This window comes from Ruegeria profundi, from assembly GCF_049800715.1.
Taxonomy (GTDB): Bacteria; Pseudomonadota; Alphaproteobacteria; order Rhodobacterales; family Rhodobacteraceae; genus Ruegeria; species Ruegeria profundi_A.
In genome coordinates this window covers 641,683-663,351 of sequence record NZ_JBNAFO010000001.1, presented here as the reverse complement: position 1 = coordinate 663,351, position 21,669 = coordinate 641,683, and the positions used below count along the sequence as shown (strand labels likewise).

The window sequence follows — 21,669 nt, the reverse complement described above, 5'->3', positions numbered from 1 at the left end:
GGCACAAATTGCGCCGACGCCACGTGTTTTAGGATCAGACGAAGGTTACGCCGTTTTCCGCCATGGGCAGGGTCGTGACCTTCACGCCCGAAAGAGCGCGAATGGCATTCGCCAGGGCCGGGGCGGACGGCGGTGTGCCCGGCTCGCCGACGCCCGTGGGCGCTTCGGCTGACGGAACTATATGGACGTCAATCGCCTGGATATCACCGATCCGCAGAGGCTCGTAATCCGGGAAGTTGAACTGGTCTACCGCGCCGCTGGTCAGCGTGATCTGGTCGCGCATGACGTGACCAATGCCATAGCCGACACCACCTTCGATCTGTGCTTTGACCACATCGGGGTTCACCGCGATGCCGCAATCAACGGCACAGGTGACTTTTTCGATGCGAACTCCGCTATCCAAATCGCCGGACACCTCGACTACTTCGGCCACATAAGAGCCAAAGGACTTGTGGACCGCGATCCCCTGCGCGCGCCCAGCTGGAGCGTTGCCCCATCCGGCCTTCTCAATCGCCAGTTTCAGAACTCCGGCCTTGCGGACCTGATCTGCGTTGCTGTCATCGCTCAGATGCGCCAGGCGGAACTCGACCGGGTCGCGACCGGCAGCCTCGGCGGCCAAGTCCATCATGGCTTCCATCGCATAGCCCGTGTGGGTGTGCCCGACCGAACGCCACCACAATACAGTCGTCGCTTTCGGTGTGTCCGTCAGACCCACGGCCATACCGGGGATGGCGTAGGGGCTGTCAGAAACCCCTTCGACCGAGCTGTGGTCGACACCGTCATGCACCAGAACGGCTTCAAACGGCGTACCTTTGATGACCGACTGACCGGCGATTTGATGGTGCCATCCGACGATGTTTCCTTCACTGTCCAGACCGACGCGCACTTTGTGGCCAAAGGCAGGTCGGTAGTAACCGCTGCGAATGTCATCTTCACGTGTCCACACCAGTTTGACTGGGCGAGAGCGGTCGGTGACCACGAAGGCCAACGCAGCCTCGACCTGATAATCCGCATCAGGTGTTGCGCGGCGGCCAAAGGACCCGCCTGCCAGCATCGTGTTGATATGGATCTTCTCGGCCGGAAGCTCGAAGATCTGCTGGTAGGCCATATGCGGGCCGGTTGGCATCTGCGCCCCATCATGCAGGACAATGTCGCCCTCTGCAGTCTGTTCGATTGTGCAGTTCAGGGGCTCCATTGGAGCATGGGCCAGAAGCGGGAAGTAGAAGGTCCGCTCAACCACAGTGTCGGCGCCGTCGATGGCGGCAGAGACGGCGGCAAAATCGGCCTTGTTGACGTTGTAGTTCGGCTCGGCATCAAGCGCGTCCATGATCTCGGCCTTGATCTGATCCGAGTCGCGTGTTTCCGCGCCCGACATATCCCATTCGACCTCAAGCGCATCACGCGCCTGAATCGCGGCCCAGGTGTTTTCCGCGTAGACGGCGACACCCGCTTGGTTGGGCAGAACCGCGGCACTGATGTAGCCTTTGACCTCTTTTGAGGCGCTATCGTCAAACCCTAGCGCAATTCCGCCTTTGGATTCGGGGCGTTTGATCATAGCGATCATCTGGTTGGGAAGGTGAACGTCCATGGCATACATGGCCTGACCATTGCCCTTGATCGCCGAATCCTTACGCCGAACGGCTTCGTTTCCGATCAGGCGGAACTCGGAGGGGTCCTTCAGGCGTGGCTCGGCCGGGGCGTCCAGCTGAGCTGCTGCGGCCACGAATTCGGCAATCGGAGCGGACTTGTCGCCGGATTTGACAATGCCTTCTTCGATTGTGATGCCCGACGCGTCGACACCCCAGCTTTGGGCCGCCGCATTTATCAGCATCTCGCGTGCTGCAGCACCGGCCTGACGGTATTGCAGCCACGAATTCGCCATCGCGGTCGACCCTCCAGTACCCTGGAACGGACCGAACAGCAGGTTGTTGTAGACGTTGGGATCAGAGGGCGCGAATTCGTATTCGATCTGGTCCATTGTCAGACCGATTTCTTCGGCGATCAGCGTGGGCAGGCCGGTCGCAGGGCCCTGACCCTTCTCAAAGTGTTTGACAATGGCGGTCACAGTGCCGTCGGCATCAATTTTCACGAAGGGGTTGAACTGAGCGGTCTCGGATGAAGCAGCCGCCAGCGCGCCATCCGGACGTGCGCCAACCAGCAGGACCGCGCCAGCAGCAGCGGCGCCTTTCAAAAATCCACGGCGAGAGGTGTTGATGGTCATGGATCAGGCCTCCAGTATTTCAGATGCGCGCTGGATACCTGCGCGGATACGTTGATAGGTGGCACAGCGGCAGGCATTGCCGTACATGTACGCGTCGATTTCCTCTGCGCTGGGCTTGGGGTTCTCAGCCAGCAGGCCAACGGCCGACATCACCTGACCAGACTGGCAATAGCCGCACTGAACCACGTCCAACTCGACCCAGGCCTGTTGGACAGCTGCACCGATCTTGTCCTCACCGACGGCTTCGATTGTGGTGATCTCGGCATCTTCGACGTCTTCGATATAGGTCTGGCACGAGCGGACGGGCTCGCCATTAAGATGCACGGTGCAGGCGCCGCAAGACGCGACACCGCAGCCGAATTTGGTTCCGGTGAGCTTCAGTTCATCCCGGATCACCCAGAGCAGGGGCGTGCCGGGTTCGGCGTCGACAGTATGCGTCTCGCCGTTCAGTTTCAGATTGATGGCCATGAGGGGATACTCCGTGTTGGCTTGCTACCTGAGTCGGTAAACTGGCGGGTTTACATGTGGCACAGAAAGTCGCGCCTGTAAACTCCCGCGTTTACCTAGTGTTTGACCCGATGCTGTCAATGGGTCTATAGCAATGACATGAATGAGATCAGCGCGCCCAATGCGTCCAAATATGCACAGATCATCGAAGCTGCGGTGGCCGAATTCCAGGAAAAGGGGTTCGCGGCGGCCAGCATGGATCGTATTTCGCGCCAGGCCGAAGTGTCCAAGCGGACGCTCTATAAGTATTTTGAAAGCAAAGAAAATCTGTTCCGCTCAATCGTGGCGGAACTGTCCAGCCGCTTTGCGGAAGTGCTTGAGATCAGGTACGAAAAAGGGCGCGATGTTCGCGAACAACTGACCGAGCTGGCCTGGGCCGAAGGGCGCATTCTGATGCTGCCGGATGTGATGGCCATGTCCCGCATGGTGATCAGCGAAATCCTGCGCAACCCGACCTTGGCTGAACAAGCGCAGGGCAAGCTGGACAAGACGGCCTCGTTCATCGACATGCTGCGCGAGGCCGCCGCGGACGGGCAATTGCAGATCGACGACCCCGAACAGGCCGGTCGCGAATTCATCGGCCTGATCAAGGCGCGGGCGTTCTGGCCGCTGTTGTTTTCGGGAACGGTTCTCAGCCATCAGGAAATGGCGGACACAATCAACAACAGTGTCGAGATGATGATGCGCAGATACAGCCCGGACACCGCGCAGCGTTCAGCGCCATAGGGCGGTCAAACCCGCCCCTACATGCCGTTGCGCGGGATCACGTGATTCCATTCCGTTTTGAAGAACAGCGTGTCTCCGTCCCAGCATTCGACCGTGGCGTTCAGCACGAAATCACTTGCCGTGGCCGTCTGCTGAGACCAGGTCTTGATACGTGCATCCCAATCGCCGCGCTCAAAGCGGGTTTCCTGCCGCATGGTCGCGATCGCGGATAGGGGATCATCGGGCAGAATGGAGTAGATCCGCTCGGACGTGTCGGAAATCTCGGTCCCTGTTTCCAACACTTTCTTCGCTGATGGGCCCATGACGCCGCCACCGATGAAGACGCGCTCCGTCAGCCTGCCGGTGTGGGCGTCCCGTGTCAGCGTCGTCTCGGATCCGCCCTGACCTCTGGTCGAGGTCGGGGGTACCGAACCCGGGGCCGGAACCGGAAGGTCCCGAGGGGCCGGCGCATCTGGTGCATTGGTGCGAACGGGCAACGACAAGGCCGAGGAGCCGGGCACGACAGTCGCGGTAACAGGCGTCGGAGCGGGCCACAAGATCGGCCAATAGGCGGTCGCAAGCTGCACCATGATCCGGTGACTGACCGGAACGTTGTAGCCGATGGCGTGCAACTGGATCGAGATGTCCATCTCTTCTCCGGGCACGACCGGGGTTGGTTCTGTGTCACTGTCACGGTGCATCAGGTTAAAGAACCCGCGCGAGATCAGGGTCTGCGCGCCGTCGGGGGCTTCATCAATCAGCAGGGCAGCGACAAAGGCCTGAGGCTGGTCGACACTGACCCGCAGCGCGACTTCAGGTTGGCCCAGAATGTCCAACGATGACTCCAACTTGTCACTGCGGAACACCATCGCCCCGGCGGCATCGATCCGACAATCCAAAGGCAAATCGCCCGGAATGCCAAAGGAACACATGACCCCACCGGCCGAGCCGAACGTCTGCGGAGAGGTAACCTGCATCGGCGCGCCTGTCTGCGCCTGAGCGTCCAGCGACCCCGCGTTCAGCCAATAGGTTTCGTTCGACACATTGGGCGAGGGCCAACTGCGCTCCTCGACCCAGCGCCCAAGGCGGTGCGTTTGCGTTCCAGCGGGGCGCATGCTGTCCATCATGTATAGGTGCAGCGGTGGCTCGTCCAGAATCCCGGTGTCGATCCCTTTCAGCCAATAGTCCCAGAACCGCAGGACCTCGGCGATGAAATCGACCTGAGGGGTGGGCTTGCCCTCATGCGGGTAGAGGTGCGACCACGGGCCCATCATCACCTTGACCGGCACATTCAGGTGTTCCGAGATCCGGAACGGCGTGTCGCGATACAGATCGGCCCAGCCGCCGAAATAGTAGACGGGCACATTGATTGCGTCATAGTCCTCGCAGATTGAGCCGCGCCGCCACATTTCGTCATGGGTCTGATGTTCCAGCCACATGGCGGGCCAGAACTCCATCGCCTCAAGCCGTTCACGCCAGAGGTCGCGCCACTTGTCCTCGCCCACGATTTCAGGGTCGGGCGGGAAGGCGTTCAACAATTGCATGATCGAGCCCCACCAGAAATTGTCGCCAGCCAGGACGCCTCCGTAGAAATGGATGTCTTCGCGCCAGCGGTCGTCGCAGCCCATCACCGGCGCGATGGCTTTCAGCGCAGGGGGGCGTTTGGCGGCCACCTGAAATGAGTTGTAGGCCCCCCAGCTTTTGCCAAACATACCGACATTGCCGTCGCACCACGGCTGTTTGGCCAGCCACGCGATGACATCAACGCCGTCCTGCGTTTCCTGGTGCGAGTATTCATCCTCGGCCAGCCCACCGCTATCGCCGTTGCCGCGAATATCGACCCGGATGGAGGCATAGCCCGCCTCGGCAAAGCGCGGATGCATGGTTTCATCGCGAAGGCGCGTGCGATCTCGGCGACGATAAGGGATGTATTCCAACAGGCAGGGTACCGGATTCTCGTGCGCATTGGGCGGCAACCACAGACGCGCGGCTAATTGCGTGCCGTCGGGCATCGGAATCCAGATGGTTTCGATCACCTCTACGCTATTCATTGCCGGGTCCTTCCTGTTGTTTTGGCTTGTGTTTCTCTCAAGCACCTGTGTCGCGTCGCCGCGTTTGGTCGTATGAAACGCACAACCCGTTCAGCGCGCAAGCGAATAGGAGGCTTCGGGCCGCAAAATGTGAGGCCTCAAGTTCTATGTTCTGATCGCAAAGGTATGCGGCTAGCCCGGAGCTCCGCTCTGAATCGGCGTGTACGCTGAGGAAACAGCCCAAGGGTCTTCGGCGACGCTTAGATGGCTTGCACGCATTCCAAGTTATTTCCTTGTTATGCGCAGTATTGTGGACCAGGCATATGGGATTTTTTTTAGCGGTGGCTGTCGTCCTATTGCTTGGCACTGTGGTTGTTATTCTACACGCGACCGTCAGTTTCCCGAGGGAGATCGCACATGTCGTTATCTCATCAGGTGCGGGTGTATCGTATGAGGATCTACAACAGCTTTTTGCGCTCCCTTTTGGGGCGATCATAGCGCTTGAGTTGACCCATTCCGTGCCCCTGATGGTGATGGGCAGCAAGGGCGATGAGCAGGTCAGGATCGTTTTGATGATTGGTATTCTCGCCGTCGTCAGAAAACTCATCGTCATGGAAATGGATCAAGTTTTGGGCATTCTGATTTTTGGCTTGGAGGCCGCTGTATTGGCATTGGTTGGCGCTTTTGCGCTGCTGCTCTGGGTTGATCGGACAATGGCCTTAAAAGAGAAAAGTTAAGCTGGCCGGGTTCAGAGAGACCTTCAGAAATCTACAAGAACGGGCTCAACTTAGGATGGATTTTGGAAGTGGATGAAAAGCGTTGCTGAGTCACCGTACCGTAAGCCATCCAAAATGGCTTGGAAACTGCCGACACGCATCGGAAGATAGATCATTTCTTAATCGAGTTTCTGATGGAGGCCACCAGATCGTGCAATTGGGAAATTTCGCTAAGTAATCCAAGGCGAACGAGCTCTGTCAGAGCTTCATTCGTTGACTTAATTTTGTTTGCCTTTCGCCATCCTTCGGCAGCAGCAGCGAGCTCAGCGTCCAACTCAATTAGGTAAGTTGTGGGATCCGATGCTCCGTTGGGTGCAGGACTATGCTGAGTGCTGCCGTCAAAAGGCTGACTTGCGTCAGTTGGCACGTTCTTTCCCCTAAGTTGCGGTGCTCCTTAGGGTAGGTAGGTTTCGGGTCGCCCGGTAGTTGTGGCGATCCACTACGTAGTAATACGTATGATTGTAGCCGCGGCTCTATTCGGTCATCCTGATGAGGTCTGCGATTCCGCGTGCCTGCATTTTTTCTCGGATGCGGGATCTGTGAACTTCGACCGTGCGACGGCTCAGCCCAAGTTCACTGGCAATCTCTTTGTTGAGCCTACCTTTAAGGAGCAACTGCAAAACCTGTTGTTCGCGATCCGTCAGTTTTGACAGGCGCTCTTCTACGATTTTCTTTGGCACAGTCAAAATCGGTTTGTTGGCAAGACTGGTTTCAGCCGATTTGATTGCCTCAAGGATTTGTTCAACGGGCGGCGGCTTTTCGATGAAGTCGACAGCCCCCAGCCGCATGGCCTCAACAGCGGCAGGCACGTCGCCATGGGCGGTGATTACGATAACCGGACAGCGCGCATCTGTTTCGCTCAGATGCTTGAGCAGTTCCATCCCACTCATGCCGGGCAGTCGGAGATCCATGATGAGGCAGGATTTCGCGTGTCTATCGAACCGATCAAGAAAAGCCTCAGCCGAGGTGAGTGGTTCTGTATGAAATCCATAGGCACCCAATACCGCGCAAAGCGAACTCAGAACCGCTTTGTCGTCCTCGATAACATAGATCAGTATGTCACTGAGCTTGGTAGACATTTGCTTCCTCAATCAACGGGAGACTGAAGATCATAGTTGCACCAGTGGGCGCAGGTTCGACCCAGATTTTTCCGCCATGTGCTTCAAGGATAGAACGGCACAGAGATAAGCCAATACCCATGCCCTGGGTTGTGGTTGCGCGCAGAGGTTCGAAAAGAAAGTCCTTTATCTCCTCAGGAATACCGGGTCCGGAGTCCCGAACCACGACCCGAACCTGGTTTCCAAGCCTCTTGGTTTCTATAGTCAGCTGGTGGTCTACTTGGTTTTCCATGGCCTGCAGACTGTTGCGCACCAGATTGAGAACCACCTGAGACAGTTGAACCGGATCTCCGACGACTTTGGGCAAACCGTGATCCAGATTGGTGGTCACTCGTAGGTCAGGGAGCTCGCTTGCGACCAATGCCAGATCCAACCCCTGTTGGATCACTTTGTTGATGTCGATGAGGTCTGTGTTCAGATCACCGCTGGAAATGAAATTTCTGATGCGTTGAACCAATTCTCCTGCGCGTGCTGTCTCGTTGACGGCCATATCGATATGGCTTTGAGCGGGCTCCGGAATTTCGACGCCGGACCGGACCAACTCCTGTCGACACGCGTTTACATAGTTCGATACAGCCGTAAGTGGTTGATTGAGCTCATGTGCGATGGCCGATGCCAATTCCCCCATCGAACTTGCCCGGGCTGCATCAAGCAGAGCATGGCGCAACTTGATTTTCTCAGCTTCCGCTTTTTTCTGCGCTTCTAACGCGGCCTGTTCATGTTCCAGACTGTTCAATGCAAAAAGCGCACGCCGTAGAATCCGCAAGGCATCCCGGTCCATGGCGTCAAAAGGTTTGCTTTGTCCGCGTCGCTCCTCGCTCCACAGCGCGAATGAGCCGCGTGGCGAAAGGCGGGTCGTGCCTTGTTCCGTTTGCGTTTCAATCTTATCCGGTTTCCCTGCCCAGCTGATCGTCTGGACATATTCCGAACGCAGGAGCACCAGATAGTCTTTCCCATCGTCCGAAAGCTCCAGAAACGCAGCTCCTGCTGCCTTTTCGATTTGCTCATCATTCAGTTGCGTCATTGATGACAGATGCGAGGACGTTGCGACACCGTCATTGGAATGTGCGCGTAAAGGCTGAAATTCGATTGGATGCGATGGTACCGAACCGACTGTGGTGACTGTGCGACCCAGAACCAGAACCAAGCCTTGGGCGTCTATCATCTCCATCAAGGCTTCGGCCTGATCTCTGACCAGATCACTCAAAGCAGCTCCGCTTCGCGCGCGCTGTTCGATTTGGAATACGGTCTTTTCCGCGGTAATGCATTTTTTTAGTTGGTTTGTGTTTTCGATGCTTTGAAGCAGGGCTGAGGTCGTGCTGGCCAGAAGCTCTGCAAATCGCAGCCTGCTGGAGGACACGAGGCGTTTGCCGTAATGATGGCAGGCGACCAGCCCCCAAAGTTCATCGTTTGTCACCAGCGAAATCGAAAGGCTGGCACCAACACCCATATTGTTCAGGTACTCGACATGAACCTGAGCCACCGCGCGCAGTTTCGAGTACGTCAGATCAAGTGGACGAGAGGACGTTTCGCTGGCCACCTCGCCTGACCGGGAGACGATCGGGATGCGTGTGCCGTTTATGTCGGGGATGGTACGAATGACGTTCAACGTAAAATGGCGGCGCGCTGGATCGGGTATGTCAGACGCAGGGTAGTGCAGACCCAGAAAGCTGTCCGGTCGGTTTGTACTCTCGGCGATGACCTCGCCGTGTTTGTCTTCGGCGAATTTGTAGATCATGACTCGGTCAAAGCCAGTCACATCCCGGATCATCTTGGCACTGGCTTCGGCAATCTCGACCAGAACGCCGGGTTTGACGAGTTCGGAAATGATGCCCTGCCGCAAAATTTCGTCTTCCCAAACGGCAGTGGGATTGGGTTCAGGTTCGACGAATTCCAGAATAACATGGCCGCCATATTTGTGCGGAAAACACTCGACGCTAAGCGCGTTGTCAGATCGGCTTTCAATGCTGAAGAACCAAGGTTTTAGGAGTTCCGGGTTGGACGGCTTCAAAGGCAATTCGAGCAATTGCCGTGTGTTTTCGTCGCCAATCAGCTCGGAGATGTGCCTGCCCAGAATGGCTTCAGCGGCAACACCGACAAACGCGTCCGTGTTCTGGCTGGCGTATTCGATTTCGAGCGTCTCTTCGGATATGGCAACCAGCGCGCCATGAGGTTGAACAGCACCGATCAGATGGATCGGTTCGCGATCGCACGTGCTGAGATCGACGCCATTGGACATCAAACCGCTCCCTGTTTGGGTCTCGGATCCAGTGGCGCAAGCCAGTCGTCCAGCAAACGAAACGTGTCCTTTGCGCCAGACACAAGATCATCAAGCGAACTGGCGGAAGACTGCAGGTGGTCCAGATATTGCAGGGTCATGCGCCACCGGTTTCGGCCTTCGACGCGGCACCAGTCCCAATATCTTCTGCCAAGTGTATTGTCTGTGCTCAGAAGCCTTTCCGCGGCCCTGTTGATAAGCGCCCCGCCCATTGTTGCACCCTCAACGACGTAGAGCACACCACCGACCGTTTCCGGTGTCACAACCTCGGCAATTTCTCTGCAGGTCGGGCCGGTCGAAACGTTGTCGTGATCACCTTCCAGATCGCGGATATCCTGCGCGATCAGGCGCGATCTCTTCTCGTACCAGAACGATGGTGCCGAAACGTCATTGTCGGCCAGCGCCGCTAAGACCGCATCATCTAATGGCGCGTAAAACCCATGCAAACGTTTGATGAGCGCGTGATATTCAGACCGTTGTAGCGAACCGTCGAGCAGCGACGCGAAACTGAATTGCGCGTGCAGTTTATTGTGCAAGACATCCGTCTCGTTCCGCAAAATCGCCCTCAAGGACTGGCCGTCCAATTCTGACAGAGCTTTCAAAAGTTTTCCTCCGGTCTGCGCTATTGGCAAGTCTGCGGTCCAAAGAAATGAGATGGACCGCTACAAGCTCGGCAGGATCATTTCGAAACGACCGTGCGCTCATAACTTAGGTCTATCGTGAAAAAAATCTGGAGCAAAATCAATGAGACACTGGGTGAGCGATTTGAAAATCTGGTAGTTCTGCGGTATTGCTTTTTTACACTGGAAAAGGTGAGACGGCGTTGTGAGTAGTCAAGACACGGGTTTGTTGACCCAATTTTCCGAACTTGATGCTGGGACACTGAAGTCTTTGCTGACACACGCGGCGGATATCCTTCTTTTCGTTAGCGAGGATGGCCTGATCAACGATATCATCGGTGACTCAAAGTTGCTCGGCAGCATTGGGGCCTTCAGTTGGTGCGGACAATTGATCAGTGATGCTTTACCCGGTAACGCTTATGCCCAGTTCCGGGAGTTCCTTTCAGACGTAGGAAACGACCAACTCGGACATGAGTGTGTGGTTCGGCACGAGACGGGCGACGGCCTTACGAAAACGATCGCCTATTCGGCCGCGCTGTTGTCTGAGCAACGCACTGGGATCGTCCTGGGCAAGGACATCAGCGCGTTTTCGGAATTGCAAAACCGAGTCGTCGAATTGCATCGGATGATGGGAGAAAAGCTCGATGCTCAGAAACGGGTCGAGGCTGAATACAGAACTCTGTTCAGCATTGGGTCAGAGCCGTTTTTGATTGTGAACGTGGCCTCGGGGCAGATTACTGACGCCAATCCGGCGGTTGCCAAAACTCTGGGGGAGGAACTGGAAACGCTATCGAAACGGTCGGTCGTTTCCCTATTTCGAAAATCGGATCACAAAGAGCTGAAAGCGCTTCTTGGTGCTGTTTCGCGTACGCAAGCTCAGGCATCGTTGCAAGCACGCTTTGCAAATGGTCAACCGCTTGTTGTGGACGTGTCGCCGAGTTTCGGCGGTAGCGAAACGGTAATTGTGCGGTTGCGCCCAGCGGGGTCTGCGAGCGGGCAGATGGTGACTGAAGACGTCCTCGTCGAATGGGTTCGCGCGGCAGTTGAAGCCATCGTCGTCACTGATGAAGCGGGTAAAGTCATTTGGCACAATACGGCGTTTGAGGAACTGGTCCATCTCACCTCGTCGACTTCCGAGAGGGGTCTGGGTGAGTTCTTTGATCCTGCGGACTTGGATTTCGCCTCTGTTCTGAAGATCCTGAGCGATAACCCTCGCATTCGGTCCCTACCAGCCAGCGTTAGACGGCCAAATGGTCAAATCCTTGAAGTCGAGCTTTCCGGGACCGTAATCCCTGACTCTGATCCCCGCAGGATCGGGTTTGCAATTCGGAACCTTTCAACTCGGCTAACCGAAGACAGCGCAAATTCCGCCGCTGACGCGTCGATTGAGACCATGCTCAGTCGGATCGGTAAGGCTCCGCTGCGCGAGTTGGTTCAGGAAGAAACAGCCGGTCTGGAGAAAAACCTGATACTTGCTGCGCTGAAACTGACTGGCAATAACCGAGCCGCAACGGCCAAGGTTTTGGGCCTCAGCAGGCAAGGTCTCTACAGCAAGTTGGACCGTTACGGTCTTGGGTCCGATTGACGGGAGTCTTGAATCGCTGAACGGACAAGCGAAACGAACAGCTCTGGCGCTTCTTCATGCGCGAGATGCCCAAGATTGGGCAGTTCGGTCAGCGTCGAGTTTGGTAATGATTGTTGCACCTCAGCAGTACGGTCCGGCGGCACGGCCTGATCGTTCAGTCCAACTACGATCTCCATTGGGGTCTGCGACTGGGACATGGTTGTTTTGAAACTCCTTAACGACCATTGCGCCATCATGAACAAAGCCCCCTGAACGTGCCGACGGTCCTTCAATAGCCTTGCATACAGCGACAGTTGCTCGGCAGGGATCGTTGACCCAGTTGAAGCGATCAACCGTTTTGCACGAGACATGGCGTCGGGGCCAAGTGTGAAGAGCCACGGTGTCAGAGGGTTCACGGCCAAAGACTTGGCTATGAGCGGGAAGAGCACTCCCGCTAAACCGTCAAAATCGGTGAAGGCCGGGTTTATTGCCAAAATGGATTGAGGTCGATCGTTTGGCGTCAGGTGATGTTCGCAGAGTTGCAGAGCGATTGCGGCCCCGGCGGAATGGGCAATGATTTTCTGTGGCCGCCATCCTTCCTGTTTCCAAAGGGCGGCGACATCTTCGGTCATCTGGTTCAACCCGCTGCGGTTCGAAGCGCCGAGAGTTGTAAAGCCATGTCCGGGCAGATCGATTGCGACGACGTGATGGTCCCGCGAAAGCTCAGTCATCATCGCGTTCCAGCTATGAGTTGAAGCGCCCGCACCATGCAGGAAAAGCAACGTTGGTCCTTTGCCATGTTCTTGTACATGCCAGCGATGTAGTGCGCAGACTACGCGTCGAGACCATGCATTGTGCGGCCAGGTTGGTAAGTCGCGCTGCCAGTCCATCGCTTAGGTGTGGACGGCGGTTTCAATCGCCTGCGTCAGCCCCGCAGTGGTCGCGCGGGGCAGGGCGACATGGTCGGCGCCCATTCGATGTGCGAGACTTTGAAGCGCCTTCTGGGGGCGGATGGCGGTATCCAGAACAACGCTGCGGATTTTAGAGGCGCGCAGCCAATCGGCGGTGTGTTCTGCATCTTCGGTGGCCTTTTGTCGGTTTCTCTGGCCATCCAGCGCCACGTTCGCACGGCCATCTGTTAGCAGGATCACGGTTGGGGTCATGCCCCGCTTATGGGCGCTGCCCGCCATGATGCATGCGCATTGCAGCCCGTCGGCCAATGGCGTCGCGCCACCTCCTGGCAGGGCGGCCAGGCGTCTCTTTGCCAATACCAAAGACCGGTTTGGGGGCAGAAGGATATCAGCCGAGTCATTGCGGAACCCGATAAGGGCCACGTGATCTCGATGGGAATAGGCGCGGGCCAGCAGGTGCTCGACCGCGCCCTTGGCTTCGTTCAGGCGCGCACGCGCAGCTGATCCTGAGGCATCGACAAGGAAGATCAGCAACCGTTCGGTCTGGGTCTCAAACCGTTTCAGGCAGATATCGCTGGGCAGCACGCTGACATGGCCCTCGGCAGCACGTCGCAGTTTCTGCCAGGGCGCGGCCATGCGCAGCGTGGCGATCAGATCAACCCGGCTGCGCCCGTCCGGTCTGCGGCGGCGCGATGCGATTGGCCGTCCGCGTTGTTTGGCTATCCGCGCGTCCCCGGCGCCAGTTCCTGTGGCTCCGGCGCGGCGGGGGGATGTTTGTGACAGAATCCCTTCGGGTAAGGCCATCCGCACGGCTTCAACCAGCACGTCCTGATCGGGGTTGCTATCTGATGGCGAGGAGGGCGCTGGCTGTTCGGGGGTGGGCGCTTCGGCCTCGGGTTCTGGGGCAGGCAGGCAGGTCGCACGATGCGCCAGAACCAACGTGGCCGCGATTTCGAGGTCTTCGGTTTCCACAGACATTCGCCCACTCAGGGCTGCATTACATCGAGCGGCTTTCAATGCAAAAGATGGCGCGCGCAGGCTGGTGATGCCCAGCCGTGCAGAAAGATGCACAAGGGTGGAAATATCCGTTGCTTTTGTCTGAACGGCTGGCAGCAAAGCACGCGCGCAATTCAGATCTTCGGTGTCTATGGCAGGCGCATCGCACGCGCGCAAATCAGTCAGATCAATGCGCAAAGCAAGGCGGTCGGCCAAGGCTGGGGTCAGAGTTTCCTCAGGCTCGGCGCCTTCATCGAAGGCAATCAGGCAGGAATGACCTTCTTCCAACCGGCTAGCCAGCTTTGCGGCCAGCTCCGAATGGCAGCGTTCCGCCATGCACAGGTGATAGGCAGACGGACGATGCAATAGACCTTGGCGATAGATCGGCTGTCCTTTTGCAAGGGTTGCGGCGAAATCCATCGAAGCAAATAGTTCGGCATCCGTCAGGGAAGGATGCAGCCGTTGGTGAGGCAAGCCGAGATCAGGCAGGGCAGATACGCAGGTGTCGCGCGCTGGTCCGGCGCGCGCGCGTAGCACAATACCGCCCAATCCAACCGGGTCGACGGCGAACAGGCGCAGGCTGCGCCACACATGCGCCCATGGATCGGGTGAGGGTGTCATCCCAAGACCTCATCCAATGCTCGGCGGACGCGGGCAACAGATCCGGCCTCGTCCATCGGGTCGCGGCGCAGGCGGTGGGCCAGCGCGATCGGCGCAATACGACGGATGTGCCGACGCGTGACCGAGGCCGCGCCTTCGTAAGCCGCCAATGCACGGCAGGCGCGAACAAGGGTCAGTTCTCCACGCAACCCGTCCGAGCCGAGCGCAATGCACAGTTCCGCGCAGTCGCGTAGTTCGCGCTTGCGGATTTTGATGTCTGGCAGGGTTTCGCGCGCAGTTAGTATGGCTTTGCGCACACGGGTGTCCTCGCGGTGCCATTTCTTCAGGAACTTGTCGGGCTGCAACTCAAACGCATCCCGGCGTTGTACCACTTCGACCCTTTGATCGATATCATCAGGTGACCGTACTTCGACCGACAGGCCGAACCGGTCCAGCAATTGCGGACGCAGCTCGCCTTCTTCGGGGTTGCCAGACCCGACCAACACGAACCGAGCCGGATGGCGGATCGATAGCCCCTCGCGCTCGACCACATTCTCGCCGGTTTGGGCCACATCCAAGAGTAGATCGACGAGGTGATCTTCCAGCAGGTTGACCTCATCAATGTAAAGGTATCCCCGGTTCGCTTGTGCCAGCAGCCCAGGTTGAAAGGCCTTCTCGCCATTCACCAAGGCGCGCTCGATGTCCAAAGCGCCGGTCACCCGATCTTCGGTCGCGCCCAAAGGCAGATCGACGACAGGGGTGGGGTAGTCGAGAACCTGCGCATCTTCAGCCACCTCGGCCCAATCCGGGCAAGCGGACCGTGTCGCGGATTGCACCGGGCAGCCCTCAACCGCCGAGATCGGTGGCAGCAAAGCGGCCAAGGCGCGAACGGCGGTGGATTTGCCGGTGCCCCTGTCGCCAAAGACAAGGACCCCACCAAGTTTCGGATCAATCGCTGTCAGGATCATGGCGAGCTTCATCTGATCCTGACCTACAATTGCGGAGAATGGAAACGCGTGCGTCATGTGTTGTCCTGACCCTCCTTCAAGACCACCGGGTGCTTCCCTTCCCAGTGACCGGTTTCGTTTATGACGTCGAACCTTGCGTAAAGCTCTTCGCGGAACCAATTGCCTTCGCGCACAGCTTTCACGGCTTCGGAATGTGGGCCGGGGTGGCGTGCGAAGGCTGCCATCGATCCGGTATCTGGCCAGATCGAGAACGTGATTTGATGAAGGAACGGTACCTCTCCCAACCCGACTTTCATCAGCACATCCGAGTTCGCTCCGATCATCTGACTGATATCCGGCACCCTGCGCCAAAAGCGCATCAGGATCTTCGGCTTCAGCGTCGCGCGGGTGAGTGCTGCGGTGAGCGACCCGGTGGGCGTCGGGTTGTCGACATGGAACGGGTTTTGGCCTGACCAAGCGCCGCGGGAAGAGATCGGGCGCAGGAACACGGTCCAATGCTCGCAAGCATGCTTTCGATACCATCCAAACGGGCTGGCGGATTTCAGGCGGCTCTGCGCCGTTTTTTCATCTGACCAGACACATAAGACAGCCCAAACGGCGGTATTGGGGCGCGGCGTAAACCCTTCGCCGGTGCCAGAGCCGCAGAGTTTCCAGAATTCCAGCCCGTTGAGTCGCGACAACGGCCAGCGTGCCAAGCCCATCATGGCAAAGGCACCGAGACGGCTGAAAACGCCGTCGAAACGAAACAGGCTCAGGGTTGCGACTTGAATGATCGAACCTCCATAGTGTCAATTTAGATTGACATATTAACGTCAAAACCGGAAGACTTTTGATGGAGTGTGTCAATTTAATTGAACAGATTGGACCGCTAACGCATGACTCGCCTTGACGCGCAATTGACGCAAGACGCGATCCCTGTTGGGGATGACCGGTCTCATGCCGTGGTGATCGGCGCGGGCTTGGGCGGTTTGGCGGCGGCGATGCGTCTGGGCGCGAAGGGCTACCGTGTCACCGTTCTGGACCGGCTGGATATGCCCGGCGGGCGCGGTTCGGCTATCTGGCGCGACGGTCACCGGTTCGATTTGGGACCTACGATTGTGACTGTCCCCGAGGTGTTTCGCGACCTCTGGGCCGATTGCGAGCGCGACTTTGACGAGGACGTGAAACTGGTCGCGCTGGACCCGTTTTACGAAATCCGCTGGCCAGATGGCTCGAAGTTTGCGGCGCGGCGGGGCGCTGATGCAATGGAAGCCGAAGTCGCACGCTTGTCGCCCGACGATGTGAAAGGTCTGCGCAAGTTCCTGAAGGACAGCGAGGCGCGCTATCTGTTTGGCTTCGAGGATCTCGGACGTCGTCCGATGATCCGTCTTTGGGACCTGATCAAGGTCTTGCCGACCTTTGCATGGCTGCGCGCGGATCGCTCGGTCTATGCCCATGCAGCGCGGCGGTTCAAGGACCCCCGTCTGAGGATGGCCTTCAGTTTCCATCCCCTGTTCATTGGCGGGGACCCAACGCAGGTGACCTCGATGTACATTCTGGTCAGCCATCTGGAAAAGGCGTTTGGCGTGCATTACGCCATTGGCGGTGTCGCGGCGATCGCAGAAGCCATGCGCAATGTTGTTCGCGATCAGGGCGGACTTGTGCGCCAGAATGCCGAGGTGGATAAGATTCTCGTCTCCGCCGGTACTGCGCATGGCGTGAAATTAAGCACCGGCGAGGTAGTCAAAGCAGATATCGTCGTCTCCAACGCCGACCCGGGCTATACCTACACCAAGCTTCTGCGCAACACCGGGCGCAAACGCTGGACCGACGCGCGACTGAAGCGTACCAGTTGGTCTATGGGTCTCTTCGTCTGGTATTTCGGCACCAAGGGCACCCGCAATCTGTGGCCCGATGTTGGGCACCACACGATCCTGAACGGGCCGCGCTATTGCGGGCTGATCAACGATATCTTCCAAAACGGCCATCTGGCCGAGGATATGAGCCTCTATATCCATCGCCCTTCGCTGACCGATCCGACCGCTGCGCCTGAAGGGGATGACACCTTCTATGCGCTCAGCCCCGTGCCGCATCTGGGGCATGACAATTCCGTTGATTGGGCGACCAATGCCGAGATCTACCGGCAGCGCGTGCAAGCGGTATTGGAGGATCAGCTTTTGCCGGGATTGGGCCAGCACTTGTCAGCGTCCGAAGTATTCACGCCGGACACGTTCCGCGACCGCTACTTGTCACCTTTGGGTTGCGGGTTTTCGATTGAGCCCCGCATCCTGCAAAGCGCATGGTTTCGTCCGCACAACATCAGCGAAGAAGCAAAAGGACTGTATCTGGTCGGCGCGGGAACCCACCCCGGTGCGGGTTTGCCGGGCGTGGTCAGCAGTGCCGAAGTGTTGGCGAAACTCGTCCCTAATCCGGTGGGTGTGCGATGATCGATCCGCAGGATATGCAATTCTGCCGGGATGCGATCCGGCACGGGTCCTTGTCATTCCACGCGGCCTCCAAGCTGCTTCCGCAGTCAGTGCGTGACCCGGCGCTGGCGCTCTATGCATTCTGTAGATTGGCTGATGATGAGGTCGATCTGAAAGCCGAAAAGGCCGCCGCCGTTCTGATGCTGAAAGAACGATTGGAGCTGGTCTATGCCGGGCGCCCGCGCAACGCGGCGCCAGATCGGGCCTTTGCGGCATTGGTCCAAGACTATGAGATGCCCCGTGCATTGCCCGAAGCCTTGTTGGAAGGCCTCGCATGGGACGCGATGGAGCGGCGCTACGAAGATATCTCAGATCTGATCGCGTATTCCGCCCGGGTCGCGAGTGCCGTGGGTGTGATGATGTCTGTGCTCATGGGTGAGCGCAACGCGGACGCTCTGGCTCGAGCCTGTGATCTGGGTGTCGCCATGCAATTAACCAACATCGCCCGTGACGTTGGTGAGGATGCGCGTGAAAACCGGTTGTACCTGCCGTTGAAATGGCTTGAGCAGGAAGGCGTCGACGTGGATGCTTTCATGGCACATCCGCGCGCCGAGCCGGGCATACGCATCTGTGTCTCTCGGTTGCTGAAACACGCACTAGACCTGTATTCGCGGTCAGAGACGGGTATTGCGGAACTGCCATTGCAATGTCGCCCGGGAATCTATGCCGCACGCTTTGTCTATGCCGGTATCGGCGGGCAAATTCGCAAATCCGGATTTGACAGCGTGTCGCAACGCGCGCGGACGGGGAAGGGGCAAAAACTCGGCTGGTTGATGTGGTCCCTCTGCCGCACTGCGTTGAGTGCGGTTGCGCCTCGGTCACCTCGCCTATACGCTCGGCCCTTGCCTGAAACCGCTTTTCTGGTGGAAGCCGCTGCGCGTAACCGGCCCGCTCAAACGGATTGGAGCGATACGTTGTATACGGCCTTTGCGCAGTTGCAAACTTCGGAAAACACGCGGCGACAGCGCGCTATGGCCTCAGTACGGACGCATGCAAGATAATGTTTATTCTGTATTTTCTGATCTTCTTCTCCGCTTGTGTCGCAGCCGGCGCGACTGGTGGCATGTTCCCACCAGGGCAGTGGTATCGTGACCTGCGCAAGCCATCGTGGACACCGCCGAACTGGTTGTTTCCGGTGGCCTGGACAACACTTTATGTTTGCATGAGCTGGGCAGGTGCCCGCGCCGCAGTGGCTGGTGACGCAAGCCTTGCACTGGCGCTTTGGGGGTTGCAGATCGCGATCAACACGTTGTGGACGCCCGTGTTCTTTGGCTTGCGGCGTTTGCGGGCTGGTATGGTCGTGCTGTCTGCGCTTTGGGTTGCGGTGGCGGCGACGATGCTCGCGCTTTGGTACGTCGATACTTGGGCAGGTGTACTCTTCGTGCCCTATCTGGTTTGGGTGAGTGTTGCGGCAGCGTTGAATTGGTCGGTGCTGCAACTGAACCCTGAAACTGCCAATAATCCGCCGCCGATCGAGATCTAAAAACTCCATTTTGCTCGGCGTGGGACGCGCAAGGCTAACATGGGTTTCAACAATGGAGACCGAAATCGGCGTAGGTCCAGCGCCTCGTACACGCCGGTTGTTTCCGCTCCGCCCAATTGAGTTCTGACCATTGCGCGCGAATAGAACGGTGCATCCAGCATGTTCATCACCTGCCGGGGGCTATACCCTTTGTCTGCCCGCGTTTCTCGCCGGACGGCCCAAAGGCTGCGGTTCAGCCGTGCCTTGGGGGGCAAGGAAGTCATTTTAGCGGAGCCATCGGAATTGAAAGAAATGGCCTGGCTCAAGGTTGAGCCATCCAGCCGTTGCGCATCATAAAAACAGGCGCTGCCGTCGGCTGTCGGGAAGCGGCCCCATGTCCAGTGTGAGAAATCTTCTTCCAACGCGCGGGTACCGAAATTTGCGTCGAAATACCCATGCCCAGTCCACTGCCAGCCTGTGGCGGTCAGATCGACATCGATCCGTGCGGTTGGGGCAAACGGTCGCCAGATATGGGAATTGTCCTCAGTAAGGGGCAGTTCCACATCGGTCAGGGCTGTCGGTTCCAGAACCACCTGTCCCCGAACAGGCGAGATTAATGGTGGAGCCCCCATCTCATTGATGTCGATGATCAGCTTGTCACCGTCCCACTTGAGCGACGAGGGACCAACGGTCATGCTGTCGCGCGTCAATCGCAGGGCCGATCGGCCCCTGTCCGTCATGGTAAACCGCCCGCCCGGCCCGTAGGTAGCCACGTTGATACAAACATGGTTTTCCGGGTCTCTACGACCCGACCAGCGGTACCACGGCGAAAAAACCGAACCGATGAATGCTATGATCGAGATTGCCCGGCTCTGATCGTCGCTGATCCCGTCGACATACCACCAGGCGTAGCCGTTTGGCGGGACGTTGAGGGCGAAGTTTGGTCTTGCATGATCGTCTCGACCGCGTGCCGGGCGGAGAGTGCAGCCATCGGCAAGCCGGCACCCGGATGTGTGCCGCCGCCTACCAGATACAGGCCCTTGATCGTTGTCCGCGCGCGCGGGCGCTTCAGCGCTGCCGTCAGCCCATGCGGGCTCTGCCCGTAAAGTGATCCGCTGCTCTCGGGGAACAGAGCCTCGAAATCCGCCGGTCGGGTCAGGTTGGCTTGCCTCGGTGGCGGGTCGAAGGTCAGACCGAAGCGGCGAAGCACCTCGAATGTACGCATTTGACATATCTGGAACTCCATTTCGGGTTCGGGGCCGGTGCCTAAGGGCGGGGCATTCAGAATGATCTCGAACCGCTCGCGCGCACCGGGCGGCTTTTGCGTGTCCGGTCCTCGGTCTTGCGCGCAGACATAAATCGACTGCTGGCGGGGAAAGAGACCGGCTTGCAATTCTTCAAACTCCGGACTGCTCGGATCGGTGAAGAAAACGTTGTGATGCTCCAGATCCAGACCACGCGGGACTGCATCGAAACTCCACACCAACGCTGACAGGCTGCGTGGAGTGTTCAGTGTCTGCTGAGCGACACCAGTCACATCCGGCCCCAGCGCCCCTTTAGCCAGCGCTCGGGGATCCCCGTTATAGATCACGAGATCCGTCTCGATTGTAGTCCCGCCGTTGTATTCGACACCTTTAACGTGGCCGTCTTCGCAAGACACCGAAGTCACCTCGGTGTCATACTGAAAACGTGCACCGTGCCTCTTGCACAACGCCTCCAGCGCCTTTGGCAGGGACTGCATACCGCCCTTAACCGACCAAACGCCTGCTGCTTCGGCTTGCCAAATGAGGCTGAGCAATGCAGGAGACTGGTGCGGCAGACCACCAACGTAGGTTGCATAACGGTTGAACAATTGAGCAAGACGCGGGTCACTGAACCTGTGAGCCAGCTTCCCGCGAAGGCTTTGCATTGGCGCCATTGCCCCAAGCAATGCGGGGTGCCGAAGAAACGTCGTCGCAAGATCTACTGGCGATGGCTGCGGTTTCTCCATCATCGTCGGGCTCAGAGCGACAAACAGGGCTTTGGTTTCAGCGTTAAAGCGCATGAATTCCGCCTCTGCCTCGGGTCCGGCAAATTCTTTGATCGCTTTGCGGTTTGCATCCAGTCGGTCGTGCAGATCAAGCTTAGTTCCATCGGGCCAGAAATGCCGAGCGATAATGGGCAGCTTGTGGAGCTCAATGTGATCGTCCAGCCGCTCATCCAAATTGGCGAAGACGTCGTCGAATATATGCCTGAGGGTCAAAACAGTTGGGCCCGCATCAACAGCACCACTTTCAGAGGGAAGAGTCCTGACCTTTCCGCCCGGATCGGCCTGTCGTTCGAGAACAGTCACACTGAACCCGGACGCGCACATCCGCGCGGCGCTGCACAGGCCGCCAATGCCCGCGCCGATGACCACCGCGTGGCGCATATGCGTTTGTTTCGCGCTCATAAGGAATTGTTGACTCC

The 21,669-nt window shown here is 58.0% G+C and carries 18 protein-coding genes; 6 read left to right on the top strand and 12 right to left on the bottom strand.

What is annotated here, in order from left to right:
* Positions 1–34: 34 nt before the first annotated feature.
* Together ACP15L_RS03300 and ACP15L_RS03295 are read right to left on the bottom strand one after the other, a co-directional pair.
* The gene (locus ACP15L_RS03300; protein ID WP_425083108.1) at positions 35–2,221 is read right to left on the bottom strand and encodes a molybdopterin cofactor-binding domain-containing protein; all 2,187 of its coding nucleotides are present in this window, start codon (positions 2,219–2,221) and stop codon (positions 35–37) included.
* Between the two features lie 3 nt (positions 2,222–2,224).
* Positions 2,225–2,689, bottom strand: coding sequence for a (2Fe-2S)-binding protein (locus ACP15L_RS03295; RefSeq protein WP_170374105.1), 465 nt, complete (start codon positions 2,687–2,689; stop codon positions 2,225–2,227).
* 138 nt (positions 2,690–2,827) lie between these two features.
* Between ACP15L_RS03295 and ACP15L_RS03290 the strand changes: the two genes are divergently transcribed.
* The gene (locus ACP15L_RS03290) at positions 2,828–3,454 is read left to right on the top strand and encodes a TetR/AcrR family transcriptional regulator (RefSeq protein ID WP_425083107.1); all 627 of its coding nucleotides are present in this window, start codon (positions 2,828–2,830) and stop codon (positions 3,452–3,454) included.
* A 17-nt stretch (positions 3,455–3,471) separates the two neighbouring features.
* On the opposite strand, the gene ACP15L_RS03285 is transcribed toward ACP15L_RS03290, so the two are convergent.
* Entirely contained in the window at positions 3,472–5,484 is a 2,013-nt protein-coding gene (locus tag ACP15L_RS03285; RefSeq protein WP_425083106.1) for a CocE/NonD family hydrolase, read from the bottom strand.
* A 302-nt stretch (positions 5,485–5,786) separates the two neighbouring features.
* On the opposite strand from ACP15L_RS03285, the gene ACP15L_RS03280 reads away from it, so the two are divergent.
* A complete protein-coding gene (locus ACP15L_RS03280) occupies positions 5,787–6,200 on the top strand; it encodes a phosphate-starvation-inducible PsiE family protein (protein WP_425083105.1) in 414 nt (137 codons plus the stop codon).
* Between the two features lie 512 nt (positions 6,201–6,712).
* On the opposite strand, the gene ACP15L_RS03275 is transcribed toward ACP15L_RS03280, so the two are convergent.
* Genes ACP15L_RS03275 through ACP15L_RS03265 form a run of 3 tightly spaced genes read right to left on the bottom strand, consistent with a single transcriptional unit; the run spans position 6,713 to position 10,237 of the window.
* The gene (locus ACP15L_RS03275) at positions 6,713–7,318 is read right to left on the bottom strand and encodes a response regulator transcription factor (RefSeq protein WP_425083104.1); all 606 of its coding nucleotides are present in this window, start codon (positions 7,316–7,318) and stop codon (positions 6,713–6,715) included.
* Positions 7,299–9,596: an ATP-binding protein gene (locus ACP15L_RS03270; RefSeq protein ID WP_425083103.1), complete on the bottom strand. Its 2,298-nt coding sequence runs from the start codon at positions 9,594–9,596 to the stop codon at positions 7,299–7,301. The genes ACP15L_RS03275 and ACP15L_RS03270 overlap by 20 nt, the downstream gene beginning before the upstream one ends.
* Positions 9,596–10,237, bottom strand: a complete 642-nt coding sequence (locus ACP15L_RS03265) for a biliverdin-producing heme oxygenase (protein WP_425083102.1) — start codon at positions 10,235–10,237, stop codon at positions 9,596–9,598. Before ACP15L_RS03265 ends, ACP15L_RS03270 begins: the two co-directional genes overlap by 1 nt.
* 247 nt (positions 10,238–10,484) lie before the next feature.
* Here ACP15L_RS03265 and ACP15L_RS03260 point away from each other — a divergent pair, with 247 nt between their 5' ends.
* Positions 10,485–11,840, top strand: coding sequence for a PAS domain-containing protein (locus ACP15L_RS03260; protein WP_425083101.1), 1,356 nt, complete (start codon positions 10,485–10,487; stop codon positions 11,838–11,840).
* Here the strand turns inward: ACP15L_RS03260 and bchO are convergent.
* The 4 genes from bchO to crtA are packed head-to-tail and all read right to left on the bottom strand — an operon-like array spanning position 11,819 to position 16,049.
* A complete protein-coding gene (gene bchO, locus ACP15L_RS03255) occupies positions 11,819–12,709 on the bottom strand; it encodes an alpha/beta fold hydrolase BchO (protein ID WP_425083100.1) in 891 nt (296 codons plus the stop codon). The two genes, ACP15L_RS03260 and bchO, sit on opposite strands and share 22 nt — an antisense overlap.
* Before the next feature lie 3 nt (positions 12,710–12,712).
* Positions 12,713–14,347 carry a magnesium chelatase subunit D gene (locus tag ACP15L_RS03250; RefSeq protein WP_425083099.1) on the bottom strand — a complete coding sequence of 545 codons (1,635 nt, stop codon included), beginning with the start codon at positions 14,345–14,347 and terminating at the stop codon, positions 12,713–12,715.
* Complete coding sequence (gene bchI, locus ACP15L_RS03245; RefSeq protein WP_425083098.1) at positions 14,344–15,351, bottom strand: magnesium chelatase ATPase subunit I; 1,008 nt, start codon at positions 15,349–15,351, stop codon at positions 14,344–14,346. Before bchI ends, ACP15L_RS03250 begins: the two co-directional genes overlap by 4 nt.
* Entirely contained in the window at positions 15,348–16,049 is a 702-nt protein-coding gene (crtA, locus tag ACP15L_RS03240) for a spheroidene monooxygenase (protein WP_425083210.1), read from the bottom strand. Before crtA ends, bchI begins: the two co-directional genes overlap by 4 nt.
* Positions 16,050–16,169: 120 nt before the next feature.
* On the opposite strand from crtA, the gene ACP15L_RS03235 reads away from it, so the two are divergent.
* The 3 genes from ACP15L_RS03235 to tspO are packed head-to-tail and all read left to right on the top strand — an operon-like array spanning position 16,170 to position 19,242.
* Complete coding sequence (locus tag ACP15L_RS03235; RefSeq protein ID WP_425083097.1) at positions 16,170–17,720, top strand: phytoene desaturase; 1,551 nt, start codon at positions 16,170–16,172, stop codon at positions 17,718–17,720.
* Positions 17,717–18,760 carry a 15-cis-phytoene synthase gene (gene crtB, locus ACP15L_RS03230; protein WP_425083096.1) on the top strand — a complete coding sequence of 348 codons (1,044 nt, stop codon included), beginning with the start codon at positions 17,717–17,719 and terminating at the stop codon, positions 18,758–18,760. Before ACP15L_RS03235 ends, crtB begins: the two co-directional genes overlap by 4 nt.
* Complete coding sequence (gene tspO / locus ACP15L_RS03225; protein ID WP_425083095.1) at positions 18,760–19,242, top strand: tryptophan-rich sensory protein TspO; 483 nt, start codon at positions 18,760–18,762, stop codon at positions 19,240–19,242. The genes crtB and tspO overlap by 1 nt, the downstream gene beginning before the upstream one ends.
* Here tspO and crtC read toward each other — a convergent pair.
* On the bottom strand, positions 19,239–20,108 hold the full coding sequence (gene crtC / locus ACP15L_RS03220) for a carotenoid 1,2-hydratase (RefSeq protein WP_425083209.1): 870 nt from the start codon (positions 20,106–20,108) through the stop codon (positions 19,239–19,241). The genes tspO and crtC overlap by 4 nt on opposite strands.
* Positions 20,072–21,652 (bottom strand): 1-hydroxycarotenoid 3,4-desaturase CrtD, encoded by a 1,581-nt coding sequence (gene crtD / locus ACP15L_RS03215; RefSeq protein ID WP_425083094.1) that lies wholly within the window; start codon positions 21,650–21,652, stop codon positions 20,072–20,074. Before crtD ends, crtC begins: the two co-directional genes overlap by 37 nt.
* Between the last annotated feature and the right edge of the window lie 17 nt (positions 21,653–21,669).